Origin of the sequence: Neobacillus sp. YIM B06451 (assembly GCF_032667185.1) — a bacterium.
Classification (GTDB): Bacteria; Bacillota; Bacilli; order Bacillales; family Cytobacillaceae; genus Bacillus_D.
This window is the reverse complement of record NZ_JAVFKJ010000005.1, coordinates 180312-197192: the sequence shown is the minus strand read 5'-3', so window position 1 is coordinate 197192 and position 16881 is coordinate 180312. Positions and strand designations below refer to the sequence as shown.

Sequence of the window (16881 nt, the reverse complement as noted above, 5' to 3'; positions counted from 1 at the left end):
TAGGAACCAATGAGACTAGAGAACCTGCCATATCTTCACCGGCCCGCTAATGAACGGGCCGGTTTTTTTATGGACAGTTAGGGGAATAATTGCCTTGAAGTACCAGTTAACGAAAATGGCTAGAATACGCATTCCTTGTTGCCGAGCAAAAGTTTTTTCTGTAAAATTAGACGAAGTGTGCAAACCTATTTAAGAGGATACTACTAGTAGAGGGGCGATTATTTTGGCAAAAGTATACGTATTTGACCACCCGTTAATCCAGCATAAACTTACCTACATACGTGACAAAAACACCGGAACGAAGGAGTTCCGCGAGCTTGTCGATGAGGTCGCTACGCTAATGGCGTTTGAAATCACCAGGGAAATGCCGCTTGAGGACATTGAAATTGAAACTCCTGTCAGTGTCGCGAAATCAAAGGTCCTTTCTGGTAAAAAGATAGGGATTATCCCAATCCTCCGTGCCGGAATTGGTATGGTCGATGGAATTCTTAAGCTAATCCCAGCCGCAAAGGTTGGCCATATCGGACTCTACCGTGACCCTGCCACTTTGATGCCGGTTGAATACTACGTGAAGCTGCCAAGCGATGTTGAGGAGCGTGAATTTATTGTCGTCGACCCAATGCTTGCAACAGGCGGATCGGCCATCGAAGCAATCAATTCCCTGAAAAAGCGCGGAGCCAAACATGTGAAATTCATGTGTCTGATTGCGGCCCCTGAAGGCGTGGAGGCTTTCAAAAACGCTCATCCTGACGTTGACATTTTTATCGCTGCCCTTGACGAGAAACTCAACGACCATGGGTATATCATCCCTGGCCTGGGCGATGCCGGCGACAGGCTTTTTGGAACAAAATAATTTTCGTGAAAAAACCGAACGGTTACCAAATCCGTTCGGTTTTTGCATTTAGCGAGAAAAATATCCCCTGGCGAAATGATAAGCCGGAGATGCGGCAGCCACTTATAGATGCCGCAAAAATCGCTGCGGATCCGAGAGGAAATCCATTGTCAGCCGGACATGCTCTACATCCCGGTAGTCTGTCTTCTCAAACTCACCATGATCCAGCGTGTATATATCGGCTCCCGGTATGGCCATCAGCATGGGGGAATGGGTAGCAATGATGAATTGCCCATTTTCTTTTACCATTTCCAGAATCAGCGATATGAGAGAAAGTTGTTTGATGGGGGAGAGCGGCGCTTCCGGTTCGTCGAGGATATACAGTCCATCGGGGCGGAACCGTGCCTGGAATAAATCCAGGAAACTTTCACCATGCGAGCGAACCTCAAGCCCCTCTCCATATAATTGTTGAAGTTCATAAAGTGTTCGTGCGTAGGGCAATACTTCAAGGCTGTAGGGATCCCGCTCCTTGATTTCTAGATAGGCCTGCCTCGACTCGGCTTTAATTTCAGCCAGCTTTCTGGAATAGGTTATAAAGTCATTGGCCCTGAAGAAAAAGCCGTTCTTTGTCCGGACACTCCATGCGAGTTTTAGCTTCTGCCCAAGCTCCCGGGCCGGCGCGAGGGCCGGGTCGGTATCAATCGGTTCGCCTCCAATCAGGATGCTGCCGCAATTTGCTGCAATTGCTTCAAGAAAAGTCGATTTTCCTGTCCCATTCTCTCCAACCAAAATCGTAACCGGGTTTTCGAATGCCAATTCCCTGAAATTTTTAATAAGCGGCAGGTTAAATGGATAATGATTTTCCTCTATTTTTTCCATTAAGGCCACTTTCCGTAAAAGAACCATGCGTTTCTATCCTCCAAGCATTGTTGCTTTTTACAATATCAAAAAGCACCCAGGATGGCGAGGGGCAATCTGTCCTGAATGAACCGGCTGGGGTATCGAATAGAACGACAAGTTTATTCAAACCCTATCAGAAAAAAGGATCGGGTATATGAAAAAACTAATAAGCACATTTTGTATTGTATTTCTCCTCCAATCTGGTACCGGAGAGGCTGTGGCATTTAAAATACCGCCCTTGCCGGAAATGAAACCCCAAGAAGTAAAAAGAGGTATTTTGATTTTGAAGGAGCCTACTTCACAGGAAGCGGCAAATCAGGTTTTGCGGAAATTTCCATCAATTAAGGTACGGCACATCTATTCAGAGGCGTTGAACGGCTATTCAATTGAGGGAACGCTGGAAGAAATCCTCATGCTTGAAAAAGATTCGAATGTGGAGTCGTTCTCAGAATTGCAAACCTATCGTATTGAAGAAGAAATGTCGGGTCACGTGATCAGCCATAAAGGCATCCGGCCGATTCCATCCAACAAAATAAACGTCAATCTAAAACAATTACAGGGAGGCTTGGATACAGAAGAGATTCAAGCCAATGGAGCCGCAATGATTGGGGCGAATAAGCTCCGTGGTTTTTTTGACAGGAATGGCAAAAGGCTGACTGGAGAAGGAGTGATAGTGGGCGTAATTGATACCGGAGTAGATTATACACATCCGGACTTAAGAAGAAATTATGGCGGCGGCAAGGATTTGGTCGATAAGGATGCGGATCCGATGGAGACAAAGGAACCGGGGGAGGCAGCGACAATCCATGGTACCCATGTCGCGGGCATTATCGCAGGTAACGGGAAAATCCAGGGAGTGGCGCCCCGTGCAACCATCAAAGCATACAGGGCGTTGGGGCCAGGCGGAAAAGGGACGACTGAACTTGTACTCGCTGCCATTGAAGAAGCGATCAAAGATCGGGTGGATGTTCTGAATTTATCTCTTGGAAACGCCGTCAACGGGCCTGACCTTCCCGTCTCAACCGCGTTAAACCGAGCCGCGGAAAAAGGGATTGTCCCTGTTGTTTCATCGGGGAATTCAGGCCCAGGCCAATGGACGGTGGGGGCACCGGGAACAGCGTCCAAAGCCATTTCCGTCGGTGCGTCGACGCCATTCATGAAGGCTCCCACTATTATTATAGAAGAAACAGGAAAAAGACTCCGGATTGAAAAGATGGCAGGCTCGGGAAAGTGGATGCCGGGGCCATCGGCTGAAATTGTGGACGGCAAGTTTGGCAGGCCGGAAGAATTAAATGGAGTAAGAAATAAAATTGCCGTCATCAAGCGTGGAAAAATTACCTTCACGGAAAAAGTGAAACATGCCCTTGCGGCGGGAGCAAGAGCAGTCATTATTTATAAAAACACAAAGGGTATTTTTTACGGCAATTTGGAGGAATCCGTTCCTATACCAGTGGGGACGGTGTCAGCGGCGGCTGGCAAGCAGCTGTTAAGAAGCGGGAGACCCGTTAGAATCGAGCTAATTGATGATAGTGACAGGCTTGCGGCTTTCAGTTCGCGGGGACCTGTCACCGGAACGTGGGAAATCAAGCCTGATGTGGTAGCCCCGGGGGTGGCGATTACAAGCGCGGTTCCCGGCGGTTACCTTGCTCTCAACGGGACGAGCATGGCAGCTCCACATGTCGCGGGAGTGTGCGCTCTCCTTAAACAGGCGCATCCCGAATGGGGGCCGGCGGAAATAAAGGCCGCGTTAATGAATACAGCTATTGTATTAAAAAGTAGCCAAGCCAAGCCGTACAGGACATTTGAACAGGGGGCTGGAAGAATCCAGGCCGACAAAGCAGCCGCTCCGGAGACACTTGTGCTTCCCGGCTCGCTCACTTTCGGAAAAATTGCCAAACCAATTTGGAAGGCATCCCAAAACAGTATACTGATTGTTAAAAATGTGAGTGGCAAGACAATACGCTATTCGTTTTCGATTCCCCCTAAGGATGATGGGCTGGCCTGGAAACTGCCTCTCCCCTTTACCTTGGGAACCGGAGAAGAGAAGAGGGTGCATTTGACAGTGACTGCAGACCCGTCCGTTTATAAAGGGAGGATTGTCGATGGGGCATTGTTGCTACAAGCTGATGGTAAGCCTATTCGAATTCCTTTTATCCTCGCGCTTACCGAACCGGACTATCCAAGGGTGATGGGATTCGCCATGGGGGAGGGAGACAGGCCGGGAGTTTTCCGCTATGAAGTTTACCTGCCTGGCGGTGCGGATGAATTCGGCATCGCACTTTTCCGCCAAAACGATTTCCGATTTGTGGGCTTCCTTGACTATGGGAGGAAAATCGGAAAGGGGATGCTGAAACGGGAAATCAATCCAGCAGCACTTCCGGAACCGGGAATTTATATTGTGAAAGTATTTGCGAGAAAAGCGGGAAAAGAGGATTTTTTTGAAACGACCGCCCAATTTAATTGAAAGAAAACGGCTCCTAGAAAAGGGAGCTTTTTTGTTTTGAAAAAACGAACAAAAAAAGAAGGAATTAAGCGCTGAAAACAGATGAAAAAAAAGGCTTTTTGTTATGGAACACAAGATTCACTTCACACATAGTGGAAACGCTTCCAATTTAAAAACCTTCCCCTATATGCGGTTTCTGGCGAAAAAAGTCGTTTCCCCCCTATGTTTGTGAATAGATTAACCGCATTTGGATTGACAATAACAGGGTGCTATTGTATGCTTACAAAGGGCATAAAATGATAGGGTTTACATAGCATTCCTGGGGAAATGTTGCACATTGAAACAGGATTTTTTCATACATATTTTTTACGATGTTTTGCCCGATTTCCATTCTCGATGCAGGGGATGTAACCGTATGCGAAGGAACGACCGAACCCAATTCCAGGCAATGGCACTTATGTCGGGAATCCTTGCCCAGTTGGCCGGATCCGTGCTCATCGGCATTTTTGCGGGCAGGTGGCTCGACGGCAAAGCTGGGACGGAACCGCTTTTCCTGGTCGTTGGGCTTTTCCTCGGATTGGCGGCCGGAATTTACGCCATGCTCCGCCTCGTTAAGCAATATTATTCAGGAGACTAACATGATATGTCCGATTTAAGGGCCATTTATTTCCGCGTCAGAAGATACCTCTATTTTTTACTTTCATTATATGTACTTGGCTGGGGATTTACCGCGCACAAATCTATTTTTGCCGGACTCGTTTTGGGGACAGCCTGCAGCCTGTTCAATTTGTGGCTCATGGTAAGGAAAACAGACAAGTTCGGCGATGCTGTGATGAAGGGCAAAAAGGTTCGGTCACTCGGTTCTTTCAATAGGATGGCCACCGCGGCCCTTGCGGCAATTATCGCATTGAAGTACCCCGACCAATTTCATTTAATCAGCGTTGTGGTGGGATTAATGACATCCTATATTGTCATTATGATAGATTTTTTTAAGCAAGCCTTTTTACGCAAATAGCAAGAGAAGCGAGGTGAATACTATTGCATCATGAAAATCCTATAGTGGGTCCGTTTTTTGGTCTGTATTTCAACTTGGCGAACATTCTGATGATCACGGTCGCGTCGTTGATTGTGTTCCTCATTGCTGTTGTGTCAACACGCAGACTGGCCATGAAGCCTACCGGAATGCAAAACTTCATGGAATGGGTCATGGACTTTGTCAAAGGCATTATCAATAGTACGATGGACTGGAAAACCGGTGGAAGATTCCACATCCTGGGTATCACTCTGATTATGTATGTGGCGATTTCAAACTTTCTAGGCCTGCCGTTCTCGGTCGTCTACAAAAATGAACTGTGGTGGAAATCCCCTACTGCAGATCCGGTCATCACACTGACATTGGCGACAATGGTTGTCGGACTTTCACATTACTACGGCATTAAAATGAAAGGGGCCGGAGCTTACGGCAAAGAATTCTTCAAGCCGTTCTGGTTCATGTTCCCAATTAAAATCATTGAGGAATTTGCGAATACCCTCACGCTTGGCCTGCGTCTCTATGGTAACATCTATGCCGGGGAAATTCTCCTCGCGCTCATTGCCGGAAGCATGGCAACCGGATTTTGGGGGAGTTTGGCTGCAGTTATCCCAATGCTTGCCTGGCAGGGATTCTCTGTCTTTATCGGCGCCATCCAGGCGTTTATCTTCACAATGTTAACGATGGTTTATCTGGCCCATAAGGTCAGCAGCGACCATTAATATATACCTGTTCATTATATGGACAAAAAATAAACTTATTCACCATACATTAAGGAGGAGCTTTTAAATGGGTTCTATAGCAGCAGCAATTGCAATTGGGTTGGCAGCACTCGGTGCAGGTATCGGTAACGGTCTTATTGTTTCTAAAACAGTTGAGGGCATCGCGCGCCAGCCAGAAGCTCGCGGTATGCTTCAGACAACTATGTTCATCGGGGTTGCGTTGGTTGAGGCGATTCCTATCATCGCGGTTGTTATCGCGTTCATGGTTCAATAATAGCTGGGCATTGTTCAATAATGGCGAAGATCATTCCATAATGAACCTTCGCCATTGCTTTATGCCCTGTTTTTATGTTGGATAAACCATAGGAAACATCCATCAATGAAGTAATTGACTTGTAAACAATTTTTCACATATACGTATCCGGGGCTATCTCCGGAATGACTCTTGAAGGGAGTGACTCGAGGGTGTTGACAAGCAGTTTTGTATTGGGTGCGGCAGAGCCCCTTTTTAACGGCGGCGATATTCTTTTCCAGCTCGTCATGTTCATTGTGCTGATGGCACTGCTCAAAAAGTTTGCATGGGGTCCATTAATGGGCATCATGCAAGAGCGTGAAACACATATTTCCAATGAGATCAGCCAGGCTGAAAAAGCGAACCAGGATGCCAAAAAACATCTTGAGGAGCAGCGTGAACTCTTAAAAGAAGCACGCCTTGAAGCACAAGGCCTTATTGAAAATGCCCGCAAGCAGGGCGATGTCCAGCGCGAGGAAATCATTTCGATCGCCCGCGCCGAGGCAGACAGGATTAAGGAATCCGCAAAGCTTGAAATCGAACAGCAAAAGGAACAGGCTGTCGCGGCTATCCGCGAGCAGGTTGCTTCCCTATCCGTCATGATTGCCTCGAAAGTTATTGAGAGGGAATTGGGCGAACAGGATCAGCAAAAGCTGATTGACGAATTCATTCAAGAGGCAGGAAGAGGCCGATGAGCACATCGATAATCTCCAAGAGGTACGCGCTGGCATTGTTCCGTATTGCGAAGGAACACGGCCTTCTCGACGCCATTGAAGAAGAAATTCGCGTTGTGAAAGATGTTTTTACGAACAACAAGGAATTGAATGCGGTTCTGAACTCCCCAAGGCTTTCTTTGGACCAAAAGAAAGCAATTGTTAAGGGTGCTTTTACGAACCTTAACCCATATGTCCAAAATACCCTTATGATCCTCATTGACCGCCATCGTGAAAATGAAATTCCCGAAGTGGCGGATGGATTTATCGAGCTTGCCAATGATGCGAGGGGCATAGCCGAAGCAAAAATTTACAGCGTCCGTCCATTGTCGGACGAAGAGAGCATCGCGCTTTCAGCTTCTTTTGCGGCAAGGGTTGGGAAAAAGGCTCTCCGGATTGAGAATATTGTCGATACCGACCTGCTCGGCGGCATCAAAGTCCGGATCGGAAACCGAATTTTCGATGGCAGCCTGCGAGGCAAGCTGGACCGTCTTGAACGTAAACTATTGACCTAAGATTTGTAGATAGGGGTGAAACTCATGAGCATCAAAGCTGAAGAAATCAGTGCGCTGTTGAAACAGCAAATCGAAAACTATCAGTCGGAAATTCAAGTGAGTGATGTTGGTACAGTCATCCAGATTGGTGACGGTATTGCCCGTGCTCATGGCCTCGACAATGTCATGGCTGGGGAACTTGTTGAGTTTTCGAACGGCGTTATGGGGATGGCACAAAACCTTGAAGAAAATAACGTCGGTATTATCATACTTGGCCCATATACGGAAATTCGCGAAGGCGATGAAGTCCGCCGGACAGGGCGCATCATGGAGGTTCCGGTAGGCGAAGCGCTAATCGGCCGCGTCGTTAACCCGCTAGGCCAGCCAATCGATGGCATGGGCCCAATCCATACTACTAAAACACGTCCAATTGAAGCGGTCGCCCCAGGGGTTATGGACCGTAAATCCGTTCATGAGCCGCTGCAAACCGGGATTAAGGCGATTGACGCCCTTGTTCCTATTGGCCGCGGACAGCGTGAATTGATTATCGGTGACCGCCAGACTGGTAAAACAGCTGTCGCTATCGATACGATCCTGAATCAAAAAGGCCAGAACATGATTTGTATCTATGTTGCAATTGGACAGAAAGAATCAACAGTCCGTAACGCCGTTGAAACTCTCCGTAAGTACGGCGCGCTTGATTACACAATCGTTGTAACTGCATCGGCATCCCAGCCGGCACCGCTTTTGTTCCTAGCTCCATACGCGGGAGTATCAATGGCTGAAGAGTTCATGTACGAAGGCAAGCACGTCCTTGTCGTCTACGATGACCTTACAAAACAGGCTGCCGCTTACCGTGAACTTTCCCTGCTTCTTCGCCGCCCTCCAGGCCGTGAAGCATATCCAGGGGATGTATTCTACTTGCACAGCCGCCTTCTTGAGCGCGCAGCGAAATTGAGCGATGCGAAAGGCGCGGGTTCAATCACTGCCCTTCCGTTCATTGAAACGCAGGCGGGGGATGTTTCCGCTTATATTCCAACAAACGTAATTTCCATTACTGACGGCCAGATTTTCCTTCAATCCGACCTGTTCTTCTCCGGCGTTCGCCCGGCAATCAACGCTGGTCTTTCAGTATCCCGTGTAGGTGGTTCAGCACAAATCAAAGCGATGAAAAAGGTATCAGGTACCTTGCGCCTTGACCTTGCCTCTTACCGTGAATTGGAAGCTTTTGCCCAGTTCGGTTCCGACCTGGACAAAGCAACCCAGGCGAAGCTTGCCCGTGGTGCACGCACAGTAGAAGTGCTCAAGCAGGACTTGCACAAACCGATTGCGGTTGAAAAGCAGGTTATGATCCTTTATGCACTGACACGCGGATTCATTGATGATATCCCTGTCGGCGATATCCGCCGTTTTGAAAATGAATTTTACACATGGCTCGACCACAACCGCAAAGATGTGTTGGACCATATCCGTACGACGAAGGAACTTGCTTCCGATGACGATATGGCTGCTGCAATCAACGGATTCAAAAAGACGTTTGCAGTTTCGGAATAATGGCAATGGCGCTGAGCCCTTCCGGTTTCCAGGCTTTCCTCGTTAAAGGGAGCCTGCATCGTGAAGGGCGCCAGGGCCGGAATATTCTCCAACAATAACAGGCAGGGGCCCACGCGGCTTTCGGCCTTAACTTTGATAAGGGTGGTGAGAACCAGTGGCATCATTACGCGACATTAAATCCAGGATTGTTTCCACAAAGAAAACGAGCCAGATTACAAAAGCGATGGAAATGGTATCGGCGGCAAAATGGAACCGTGGAGTCATGAATGCCAAGTCCTTTGTCCCTTATATGGAAAAGATTCAGGAAGTGACGGCTTCGATCGCGGTTGGCAGCAAGGATGCAAACCATCCAATGCTCCAGTCAAGGCCGGTAAAAAAGACTGGTTACCTTGTCATCACCTCTGACAGGGGGCTTGCTGGCGCTTATAACAGCAATATTTTGCGCCAGGTGTACCAGACAATTAAGGATCGCCATAAATCGAATGACGAATTTGGCATTATTGCAATCGGACGGGTTGGACGGGACTTTTTCATCAAGAGGGGAATGAATGTTGTACTTGACATAGTCGGCATTTCCGACCAGCCATCGTTTGACGATATAAAGGCAATTGCAAGCAGCACGGTGGGCATGTTTTCCGACGGTACATTTGACGAACTGTATATGTATTACAGCCACTACATCAGTGCGATTTCACAGGAAGTAACCCAAAAGAAGCTGCTTCCGTTAACGGATATTTCTGCTTCCACAAAGCTTACATCCTATGAATTCGAGCCAAATGCCGAGGAAATTCTCGAAGTTCTCCTCCCGCAATATGCGGAGAGCCTTATTTATGGAGCTCTCCTCGACGGCAAGGCTAGCGAACACGCTGCCAGGATGACGGCAATGAGGAATGCAACCGACAATGCAAAAGAGCTTATTAATGCATACAGCTTGAAATATAACCGTGCCCGCCAGGCGGCAATCACTCAGGAAATCACCGAGATTGTCGGCGGAGCATCTGCTTTGGAGTAAACGTGCGACACGAATGAGTGGCCAAGGCCTTCCGCTATATTGCCTTCAAAAGGCAAGGGCACGGCCATGGTCCCCGGATTTTTCAGATTGGAGGGAAAACGATGAACACAGGACATGTCCTGCAAGTTATGGGACCGGTTGTTGACGTTAAGTTTGACAGCGGCAACCTTCCGGAAATCTATAACGCAATAAAAATCAGTTCCAAAGCGCGCAATGAATCAGAAGTCGATATCGACCTGACCCTTGAGGTAGCCCTTCACCTTGGTGACGATACTGTCCGTACCATTGCAATGGCTTCCACAGACGGGCTGACACGCGGACTTGAAGTAGTGGACACAGGTGCCCCTATTTCTGTTCCGGTTGGCGATGTAACCCTTGGGCGCGTTTTTAACGTACTGGGTGACTCAATTGACCTGGATGCACCAGTTCCGGCTAGCGCCCGCAGGGATTCCATTCACCGCGAGGCTCCTTCTTTCGAACAGCTTTCGACAGAAGTCGAAATTCTTGAAACAGGAATTAAGGTAGTTGACCTGCTTGCACCATACATCAAGGGTGGTAAAATCGGCCTTTTCGGTGGCGCGGGTGTAGGTAAAACCGTCCTTATCCAGGAATTGATCAATAACATTGCCCAAGAGCATGGTGGTATATCCGTTTTCGCCGGTGTTGGTGAACGTACCCGTGAAGGAAACGACCTTTACCATGAAATGACCGACTCGGGCGTTATTAAAAAGACAGCGATGGTATTCGGCCAGATGAACGAACCGCCTGGAGCTCGTATGCGTGTAGCCCTTACCGGTTTGACAATGGCTGAGTATTTCCGTGATGAACAGGGACAGGACGTTCTTTTCTTCATGGATAACATTTTCCGTTTCACGCAGGCAGGATCGGAGGTATCCGCCCTTCTCGGACGCATGCCATCAGCGGTTGGTTACCAGCCGACACTTGCTACCGAAATGGGTAAGCTGCAGGAACGTATTACATCAACCAATAAAGGTTCCGTTACTTCCATCCAGGCAATCTATGTACCAGCGGATGACTACACAGATCCGGCTCCGGCTACAACATTTGCCCACTTGGATGCAACGACAAACCTTGAACGTAAGCTTTCTGAAATGGGTATTTATCCTGCGGTAGACCCACTTGCTTCGACTTCACGTGCCCTTTCTCCTGAAATCGTTGGAGAAGAGCATTACAATGTTGCGCGCCAAGTGCAGCAGACGCTTCAGCGTTATCGTGAACTTCAGGATATCATCGCGATCCTTGGTATGGACGAACTTGGTGATGACGATAAGCTAGTCGTTCACCGTGCCCGTCGGATTCAATTCTTCCTATCGCAAAACTTCCACGTTGCGGAGCAGTTTACTGGCCAGCCAGGTTCATACGTGCCGGTCAAGGAAACTGTTAAAGGCTTCCGTGAAATCCTTGAAGGAAAATACGATCATCTTCCGGAAGATGCATTCCGCCTAGTAGGCCGCATCGAAGACGTTGTCGAAGCTGCAAAAGGCATGGGCGTAGAGGTCTAAACAAGCCAGGAGGGTGAAAAATGAGGACTATCAAAGTCAGTGTTGTTACTCCCGATGGCCCGGTTTATGACGCCGATGTCGAAATGGTAAGCACGAAAGCACAAAGCGGTGAACTGGGAATTCTTCCAGGACACATTCCGATGGTCGCGCCACTGCAAATTGCCGCCGTTCGGATGAAAAAGGAAGGAAAAACTGAATTGGTTGCGGTAAGCGGCGGATTTCTTGAAGTCCGTCCCGAGAAGGTAACCATTTTGGCCCAGTCCGCGGAACAATCGGATGAGATTGATGTTGAGCGGGCGCTGCGTGCGAAGGAGAGGGCCGAACAGCGACTCCGAGAGCGCCAGCAGGAGCATATCGATTTCAAACGTGCGGAACTTGCGCTTCAGCGTGCCATTAACCGTCTGGCCGTAGCAGAGAGAAGACTGTAAAAACGATATATTAACTAGGACATCCGTCCCCAATATGGAGTGAAAGCTCCGTTTTGGGGGCTTTTTCTTTTCAGAAAAGAACTAGTTGGGTTTTCCAACCATATGAAGTCGTGTATCCATGGCGGGGCTACTCACTGTTGTTCGGGCAATAAATCTCAACCATTTTAGTGGTGAAGAACGAAACAAATATTTTTCTGCATAAAATCAGGTAAATTATGTAACGTTTTCCATTACTCCTCCGACTATTCAATTGCATGACAAAATGAGTGGGAGGAATAAACATGAGAAACAAAAACATATTGATTGCAGGCATTACATTGGCTTTACTTGGGGCGCCTCTTCTGCAAACTACCGATGCGGCGTTTGCTGCTGGAACAAATAAAAATACCACAGCACAAAAAGCAATAGCATCAACCGAGTTATCCGCCAAGCAAGCCGTAAAAATGGCAGCGGATTTGGCGAAAGCATCAGCCTATGTCCAAATGGGGGGGTCCTATAAGGAAGGAGAGTATAAAACGTTTGCCTACAAGGGAACAACGTACCGCTACCTTTCTAGCTCCATCGACACAAAAAAGGAACTGTTGGCTTACTTAAAGAAAACCTTAACACATCATGCGGCCGAAAAGTTCATCAAAGACCGCGGCATAATTGTATATAAAGGGAAGCTTGCCCAGCCTGAGGCAGATGGTGGTTCACTCCTGCAATGGGATAAAGCCGAAGCCCAATTTGTGAGGAATGACAAGAACGTGAAGGTTTTCCGCCTCGTAGTTCCTGTGGGCGATTCAGCTGAAAAAGAAGCCTATATTGTCAGATACAACTACTATCCGTCAATTGGCTACAGAGTAAGCAGCGAGCCGGCACTTGACCTGGATATCCCTTTTAATATTAATCCGGCTTTTGCATTCTTTAAATATCTTCTAGTGGATTCAAATGTATCCAAGCAACAATTCCTGAATCCTTCAACTACCGCCTGGGTCGATGAATTTAAGAAGGGAATTAAAAAGGTTGAGGTCAGAGAAATGAAAGAAGTTGGCAGGTCGAAGGTTCATGTTGAATACAAGGCTAAATTCTTCGTAGAACTTGATGCAGGATATAAAGGATCATTAAAGCCTGGAGAGAATGAAATGTACTTCCTCATTCAGCAAACAGGAGATATGGAATTCAAGATTGCCAGCTATGGCACCGTCCGTCACTTAAAATAATTTAAAAAGGAACCTGTCCGGTTTGGGCAGGTTTCTCCCTTTTGGCTCCCGCTTTCCCCCTTCCTAAAACTATATTGCTATTGCCTCTTAATACCCGCAAAATCCCGTGTAATTGAATAATCCATCGAAAACCGTTTCTATTAAAAATTCCATACGAGGAAATATAATAATTGTTCTTTAAAGCCCATTCGTTCTTTATATGAAAGTATTAGTGGGAGTTTAGGTCAACTTTCTTTTTCCAGCCTTGAATCCAAGCCATAGAAAGGATCCGGGATATTTCATGAAGGCTAATAGAAAAGGTGGTAGGAATTAAACGTTCTTTATTTTGAACAATATTCTTTATATAAATTCTTTATTAAGGTATAATTGGTAAAAAGGTCCACCTTTTATTCGATAAATCACATAAAAAGTCCGAAATAATAGGTATTTATTACCTTTGTAGCAAGTTAATTCATAAATTGGTTTATCTAGTATTTAACCGGGTATTCAATAAACTGAAATGAGGCTATAAACTCAACTAAAAGAGTGTTCGCAATTACATACATGATGATAAAGGCAAACCATCCGAAAGGGTGGGACGCAAAGCCTCGGAGCCTGCTTCCGGATCACTTCCGGAATGGCCGTCCAGCTGCCAGAAACCTTTTTCTGGCAGCTTTTTGGTGTTTTAAACTATTTTTTAATAATAATGGGGTCAAATTTTACTTCCATTATTAAATACAAGGGCCCAACGAGGAGGTGTTACGTAAAGAGTTGGTGAATATTCGGTTATTTTTGATCAATAACATAAATTAAAGGGCAGGAGGGTTATTATTTGAAAAAGATTGTAGTAAGAAACGCTGCAATATTTCTATCAGTACTTCTAATGATTTTTAACATTCTTCCTATGGGAGCCGCGTTCGCAAAACAAGGGGGAGGAGAAGACAATAAAGGAGAAACTAAAACTTTCGTCCTCAACGTATCAAACCTTGTGGCGGGAAAATATAAAGATCTTGATGGTCCACTGGAAATTACCGTGGAAACTGCGGGGAGTGCAGGAGATTGGAGATGGACCTCCAACCTTGACATACAGAGCATTCTAATTGGACAAACACCATTAAACGGTTTTAGTGGTGGGAAATCAGGTATCCTGCCTGAACTTGTTGGGAACGAAATTACCAGCATTACGTTTTCTTATGTTGTAAAAGAAAAAAATAACGGTGGCGGCCAGGGAGATAACCAGAATCCTGGTAATGGAAACAACAATGGCCAGGACGGTAATGGGAAGAACAAATATAAGGTCAATTTGATAAAAGGCTGCAACCCATTAGCTGAAGGTACTTTCTTTATTCTGAATGACGACAAAAATACTAGAATCAATCTTACCAAGGGAATGAATGAACTCGATATTGAGCTTGCCGATATCGCTAAGGTAGGAGTTGTCCTAAAAGGCGGCAAAGAATTGACTTTCAATAAAGATGAAGTTCTTGTGGATTCGCCAAAAAATGAAAATGGCACGATTGTTTTTAAAATTGAATGTAAAGATAACGCCGGAGCGGCAGTTAAACTTGTTGTTAAAAATTGCGTTGGAGCTTTTGACCAAGCGTGGTTGCTTCTAAATGGTAAAAATCCAATTGAGTTTACGTCCTTAAGCAATCTGATGCTTGTCCTGGATGAAAATCCCGATGACATCGTGGGCATCAGGTTAAAAGTAGGCGACAACACAACAGACTACTTGCTGGCTGATGCAAAAGTAACAAAAGAAACCGTTAACGGCGTAATCGTAATTAAAATCCATTGCAATGAAAAGCCTCCAGTTGAAAAACCTGAATTGACAAAAGTCAAGGTTGCCCTTAAAGGCTGCATTGGATTGGTGGATAGCGCATGGCTGATTCTTGCAAATGGTGAAGAACTTAAGTTCACCTCACTTGGAAAGCTACTTCTTGAACTTGAAGGGAATGTGGCTCTCGAAGGGATTACTGGAGTAAAGCTGAAGGTTGGAGATAAAGAGACAACTTATTTATTAACGGATGCCAAGGTAACGAAAGAAAAGGTTGACGGAAAAATTGTCATAACGATTAATTGCGGAGAAAAGCCTCCAGTGGAAAACCCTGAATTGACAAAAGTAAAGCTTGTTGTTAAAGGCTGTATTGGACCTTTCGATAAAGCGTGGCTTCTTCTTACCAACGGAAAAGAGGTACAATTTACTTCGCTTCTAAGCCTCCTACTGACCCTGGAAGAAGGAGTTAAGCTTGAAAATATCGCCGGCGTGAAGCTGCAAAACGGGGATACAACCAAAACGTACTTGTTGTCTCACGCAAATGTTACGGAAGAATCAATAAACGGCACAATCACAATAAAAATCAATTGCGGACAGGACCAGCCTCCAGTTGTGCCTGCCATTACCAAAATCAAGGTAGTGATTGAAGGCTGTATCGGACCGGTCGAGAAGGCTGTTCTTGTATTGAAGAATGGAACAGAAGTAGATTTCAATTCGGATACCCTCGATCTTTTGCTGAATCTGGGCATCAATGACATTGAAGGCTTCAAGCTGACAGTGTACGGCGAGGTAAAAATGATCAAACTGGCCGATTTGGCAGCTAACCTGGTCACATTAAAAGATGGGCTTTTAACCGTCAAGCTTGACTGCGACCTTGCGGAAGGCGGCAATGCTTTTACGAAAATTAAGCTTGATCTTTCAAACTGTATCGGAACTATCACAAAGACGGTTGTAGTTTTGAAAAATGGTACAAAAATTGAGGTACAGAACAATTCAATCGATCTCAAAGCTGCTCTGGCGATTGACTTAATCGATAAGATTGAACTGACAGTAAATGGAGAAGTAAAAACGTTCAAGTTATCAGATTTACCTGATGCATCCAAAATAGTTGCGGAAGGATTACTAACAATAAAGCTCGATTGCCCTGCGGCTCCGCCAGCGGACAACGGTGGTGGTGGAACAACCCCTCCTGGAGACAATAGCGGCGGTGGCGGCGGTACGACTCCACCAGCTCCACCAGTAATTGTTATCCCGGAAAACCCAACACCGGGCGGTCCAATCGTTGAGGCAAAAGAACTTGCATGGATTAAACTTTTGGCCAGTGGATGTGTAAACATCGGCGCCAACGGAAAAATCCTTTTGAATAATGGCCAAGCCATTAACTTCACATTCGGGGAAAATGGCGCCATTGTGGACGTAAACCTGGATATGAGTGAGATCAATGGTATTGAAGTCCTGTTGAACGGAACACCGACAATTTTCACAATGGACAAGCTCCAGTCAACTAAACAGGACCAAATTTTGAATGTAGTTATCCAATGTGAATCTTTAACCCCACCTCCACTACCTGCTGACCCAGGCACTGGCGGCGGAACTGACCCTGGCACCGGCGGCGGAACCGACCCTGGAACAGTGGTCGATCCTGAAGACCCTGCAACAGGCGGGGAAAGCGATGAAAATCCTCCTGTAAATATTGGCGACAATGAAACACCAGGAGGAAATGTAGGCGGATTTGACGGTTCGCTTCCGCAAACTGGTGAGTCCAGTCCGATGCCATACTACTTCATTGGCATGCTGCTTGCGATTGCTGGATTTGGGATACTGCGCGCAGGCAAAGTGCGAAGCTAAATAACATGGGAGGGAGGAGGATAAACTCCTCCCTCTATTTTTAAAGATATGAATGATTAAAATATGTCTAGCTCCAGCGTCCAGCGCCTAGTGTACTTCGGTCCCCTCGCTACGATAAGTCAACATCGATTC

General features: G+C 46.5%; 15 protein-coding genes and 1 riboswitch. Of the genes, 14 read left to right on the top strand and 1 reads right to left on the bottom strand.

The window, feature by feature from the left end:
- The first annotated feature begins 223 nt into the window (after nt 1-223).
- Nucleotides 224-853 (top strand): uracil phosphoribosyltransferase, encoded by a 630-nt coding sequence (gene upp / locus RB160_RS11965; protein WP_316570571.1) that lies wholly within the window; start codon nt 224-226, stop codon nt 851-853.
- A 102-nt stretch (nt 854-955) separates the two neighbouring features.
- On the opposite strand, the gene RB160_RS11960 is transcribed toward upp, so the two are convergent.
- Complete coding sequence (locus tag RB160_RS11960) at nt 956-1738, bottom strand: AAA family ATPase (RefSeq protein ID WP_316570570.1); 783 nt, start codon at nt 1736-1738, stop codon at nt 956-958.
- 148 nt (nt 1739-1886) lie between these two features.
- On the opposite strand from RB160_RS11960, the gene RB160_RS11955 reads away from it, so the two are divergent.
- The 13 genes from RB160_RS11955 to RB160_RS11895 all read left to right on the top strand — a co-directional run bounded on the left by RB160_RS11955 (nt 1887) and on the right by RB160_RS11895 (nt 16749).
- Nucleotides 1887-4196 carry a S8 family serine peptidase gene (locus tag RB160_RS11955; protein WP_316570569.1) on the top strand — a complete coding sequence of 770 codons (2310 nt, stop codon included), beginning with the start codon at nt 1887-1889 and terminating at the stop codon, nt 4194-4196.
- A 394-nt stretch (nt 4197-4590) separates the two neighbouring features.
- Nucleotides 4591-4812 carry an AtpZ/AtpI family protein gene (locus tag RB160_RS11950; RefSeq protein ID WP_316570568.1) on the top strand — a complete coding sequence of 74 codons (222 nt, stop codon included), beginning with the start codon at nt 4591-4593 and terminating at the stop codon, nt 4810-4812.
- Nucleotides 4813-4818: 6 nt separating this feature from the next.
- Complete coding sequence (locus tag RB160_RS11945) at nt 4819-5190, top strand: ATP synthase subunit I (RefSeq protein ID WP_316570567.1); 372 nt, start codon at nt 4819-4821, stop codon at nt 5188-5190.
- 23 nt (nt 5191-5213) lie between these two features.
- Entirely contained in the window at nt 5214-5927 is a 714-nt protein-coding gene (gene atpB, locus RB160_RS11940; RefSeq protein WP_316570566.1) for a F0F1 ATP synthase subunit A, read from the top strand.
- A 67-nt stretch (nt 5928-5994) separates the two neighbouring features.
- On the top strand, nt 5995-6201 hold the full coding sequence (gene atpE / locus RB160_RS11935; protein WP_316570565.1) for a F0F1 ATP synthase subunit C: 207 nt from the start codon (nt 5995-5997) through the stop codon (nt 6199-6201).
- A gap of 191 nt (nt 6202-6392) precedes the next feature.
- Nucleotides 6393-6914: a F0F1 ATP synthase subunit B gene (locus tag RB160_RS11930; protein WP_316570628.1), complete on the top strand. Its 522-nt coding sequence runs from the start codon at nt 6393-6395 to the stop codon at nt 6912-6914.
- Nucleotides 6911-7447, top strand: coding sequence for a F0F1 ATP synthase subunit delta (locus RB160_RS11925; RefSeq protein ID WP_316570564.1), 537 nt, complete (start codon nt 6911-6913; stop codon nt 7445-7447). Before RB160_RS11930 ends, RB160_RS11925 begins: the two co-directional genes overlap by 4 nt.
- A 24-nt stretch (nt 7448-7471) precedes the next feature.
- Nucleotides 7472-8980, top strand: coding sequence for a F0F1 ATP synthase subunit alpha (atpA, locus tag RB160_RS11920; RefSeq protein ID WP_316570563.1), 1509 nt, complete (start codon nt 7472-7474; stop codon nt 8978-8980).
- Nucleotides 8981-9134: 154 nt separating this feature from the next.
- Nucleotides 9135-9992 (top strand): F0F1 ATP synthase subunit gamma, encoded by an 858-nt coding sequence (locus tag RB160_RS11915; RefSeq protein ID WP_316570562.1) that lies wholly within the window; start codon nt 9135-9137, stop codon nt 9990-9992.
- Between the two features lie 101 nt (nt 9993-10093).
- A complete protein-coding gene (gene atpD / locus RB160_RS11910) occupies nt 10094-11515 on the top strand; it encodes a F0F1 ATP synthase subunit beta (RefSeq protein ID WP_316570560.1) in 1422 nt (473 codons plus the stop codon).
- A gap of 20 nt (nt 11516-11535) precedes the next feature.
- Nucleotides 11536-11943, top strand: coding sequence for a F0F1 ATP synthase subunit epsilon (locus tag RB160_RS11905; RefSeq protein WP_316570559.1), 408 nt, complete (start codon nt 11536-11538; stop codon nt 11941-11943).
- Nucleotides 11944-12224: 281 nt separating this feature from the next.
- Nucleotides 12225-13145, top strand: a complete 921-nt coding sequence (locus RB160_RS11900) for a DL-endopeptidase inhibitor IseA family protein (protein WP_316570558.1) — start codon at nt 12225-12227, stop codon at nt 13143-13145.
- A 544-nt stretch (nt 13146-13689) separates the two neighbouring features.
- Nucleotides 13690-13781: riboswitch (cyclic di-GMP riboswitch) on the top strand.
- A gap of 175 nt (nt 13782-13956) precedes the next feature.
- On the top strand, nt 13957-16749 hold the full coding sequence (locus tag RB160_RS11895) for an LPXTG cell wall anchor domain-containing protein (protein ID WP_316570557.1): 2793 nt from the start codon (nt 13957-13959) through the stop codon (nt 16747-16749).
- The last annotated feature ends 132 nt before the right edge of the window (nt 16750-16881 follow it).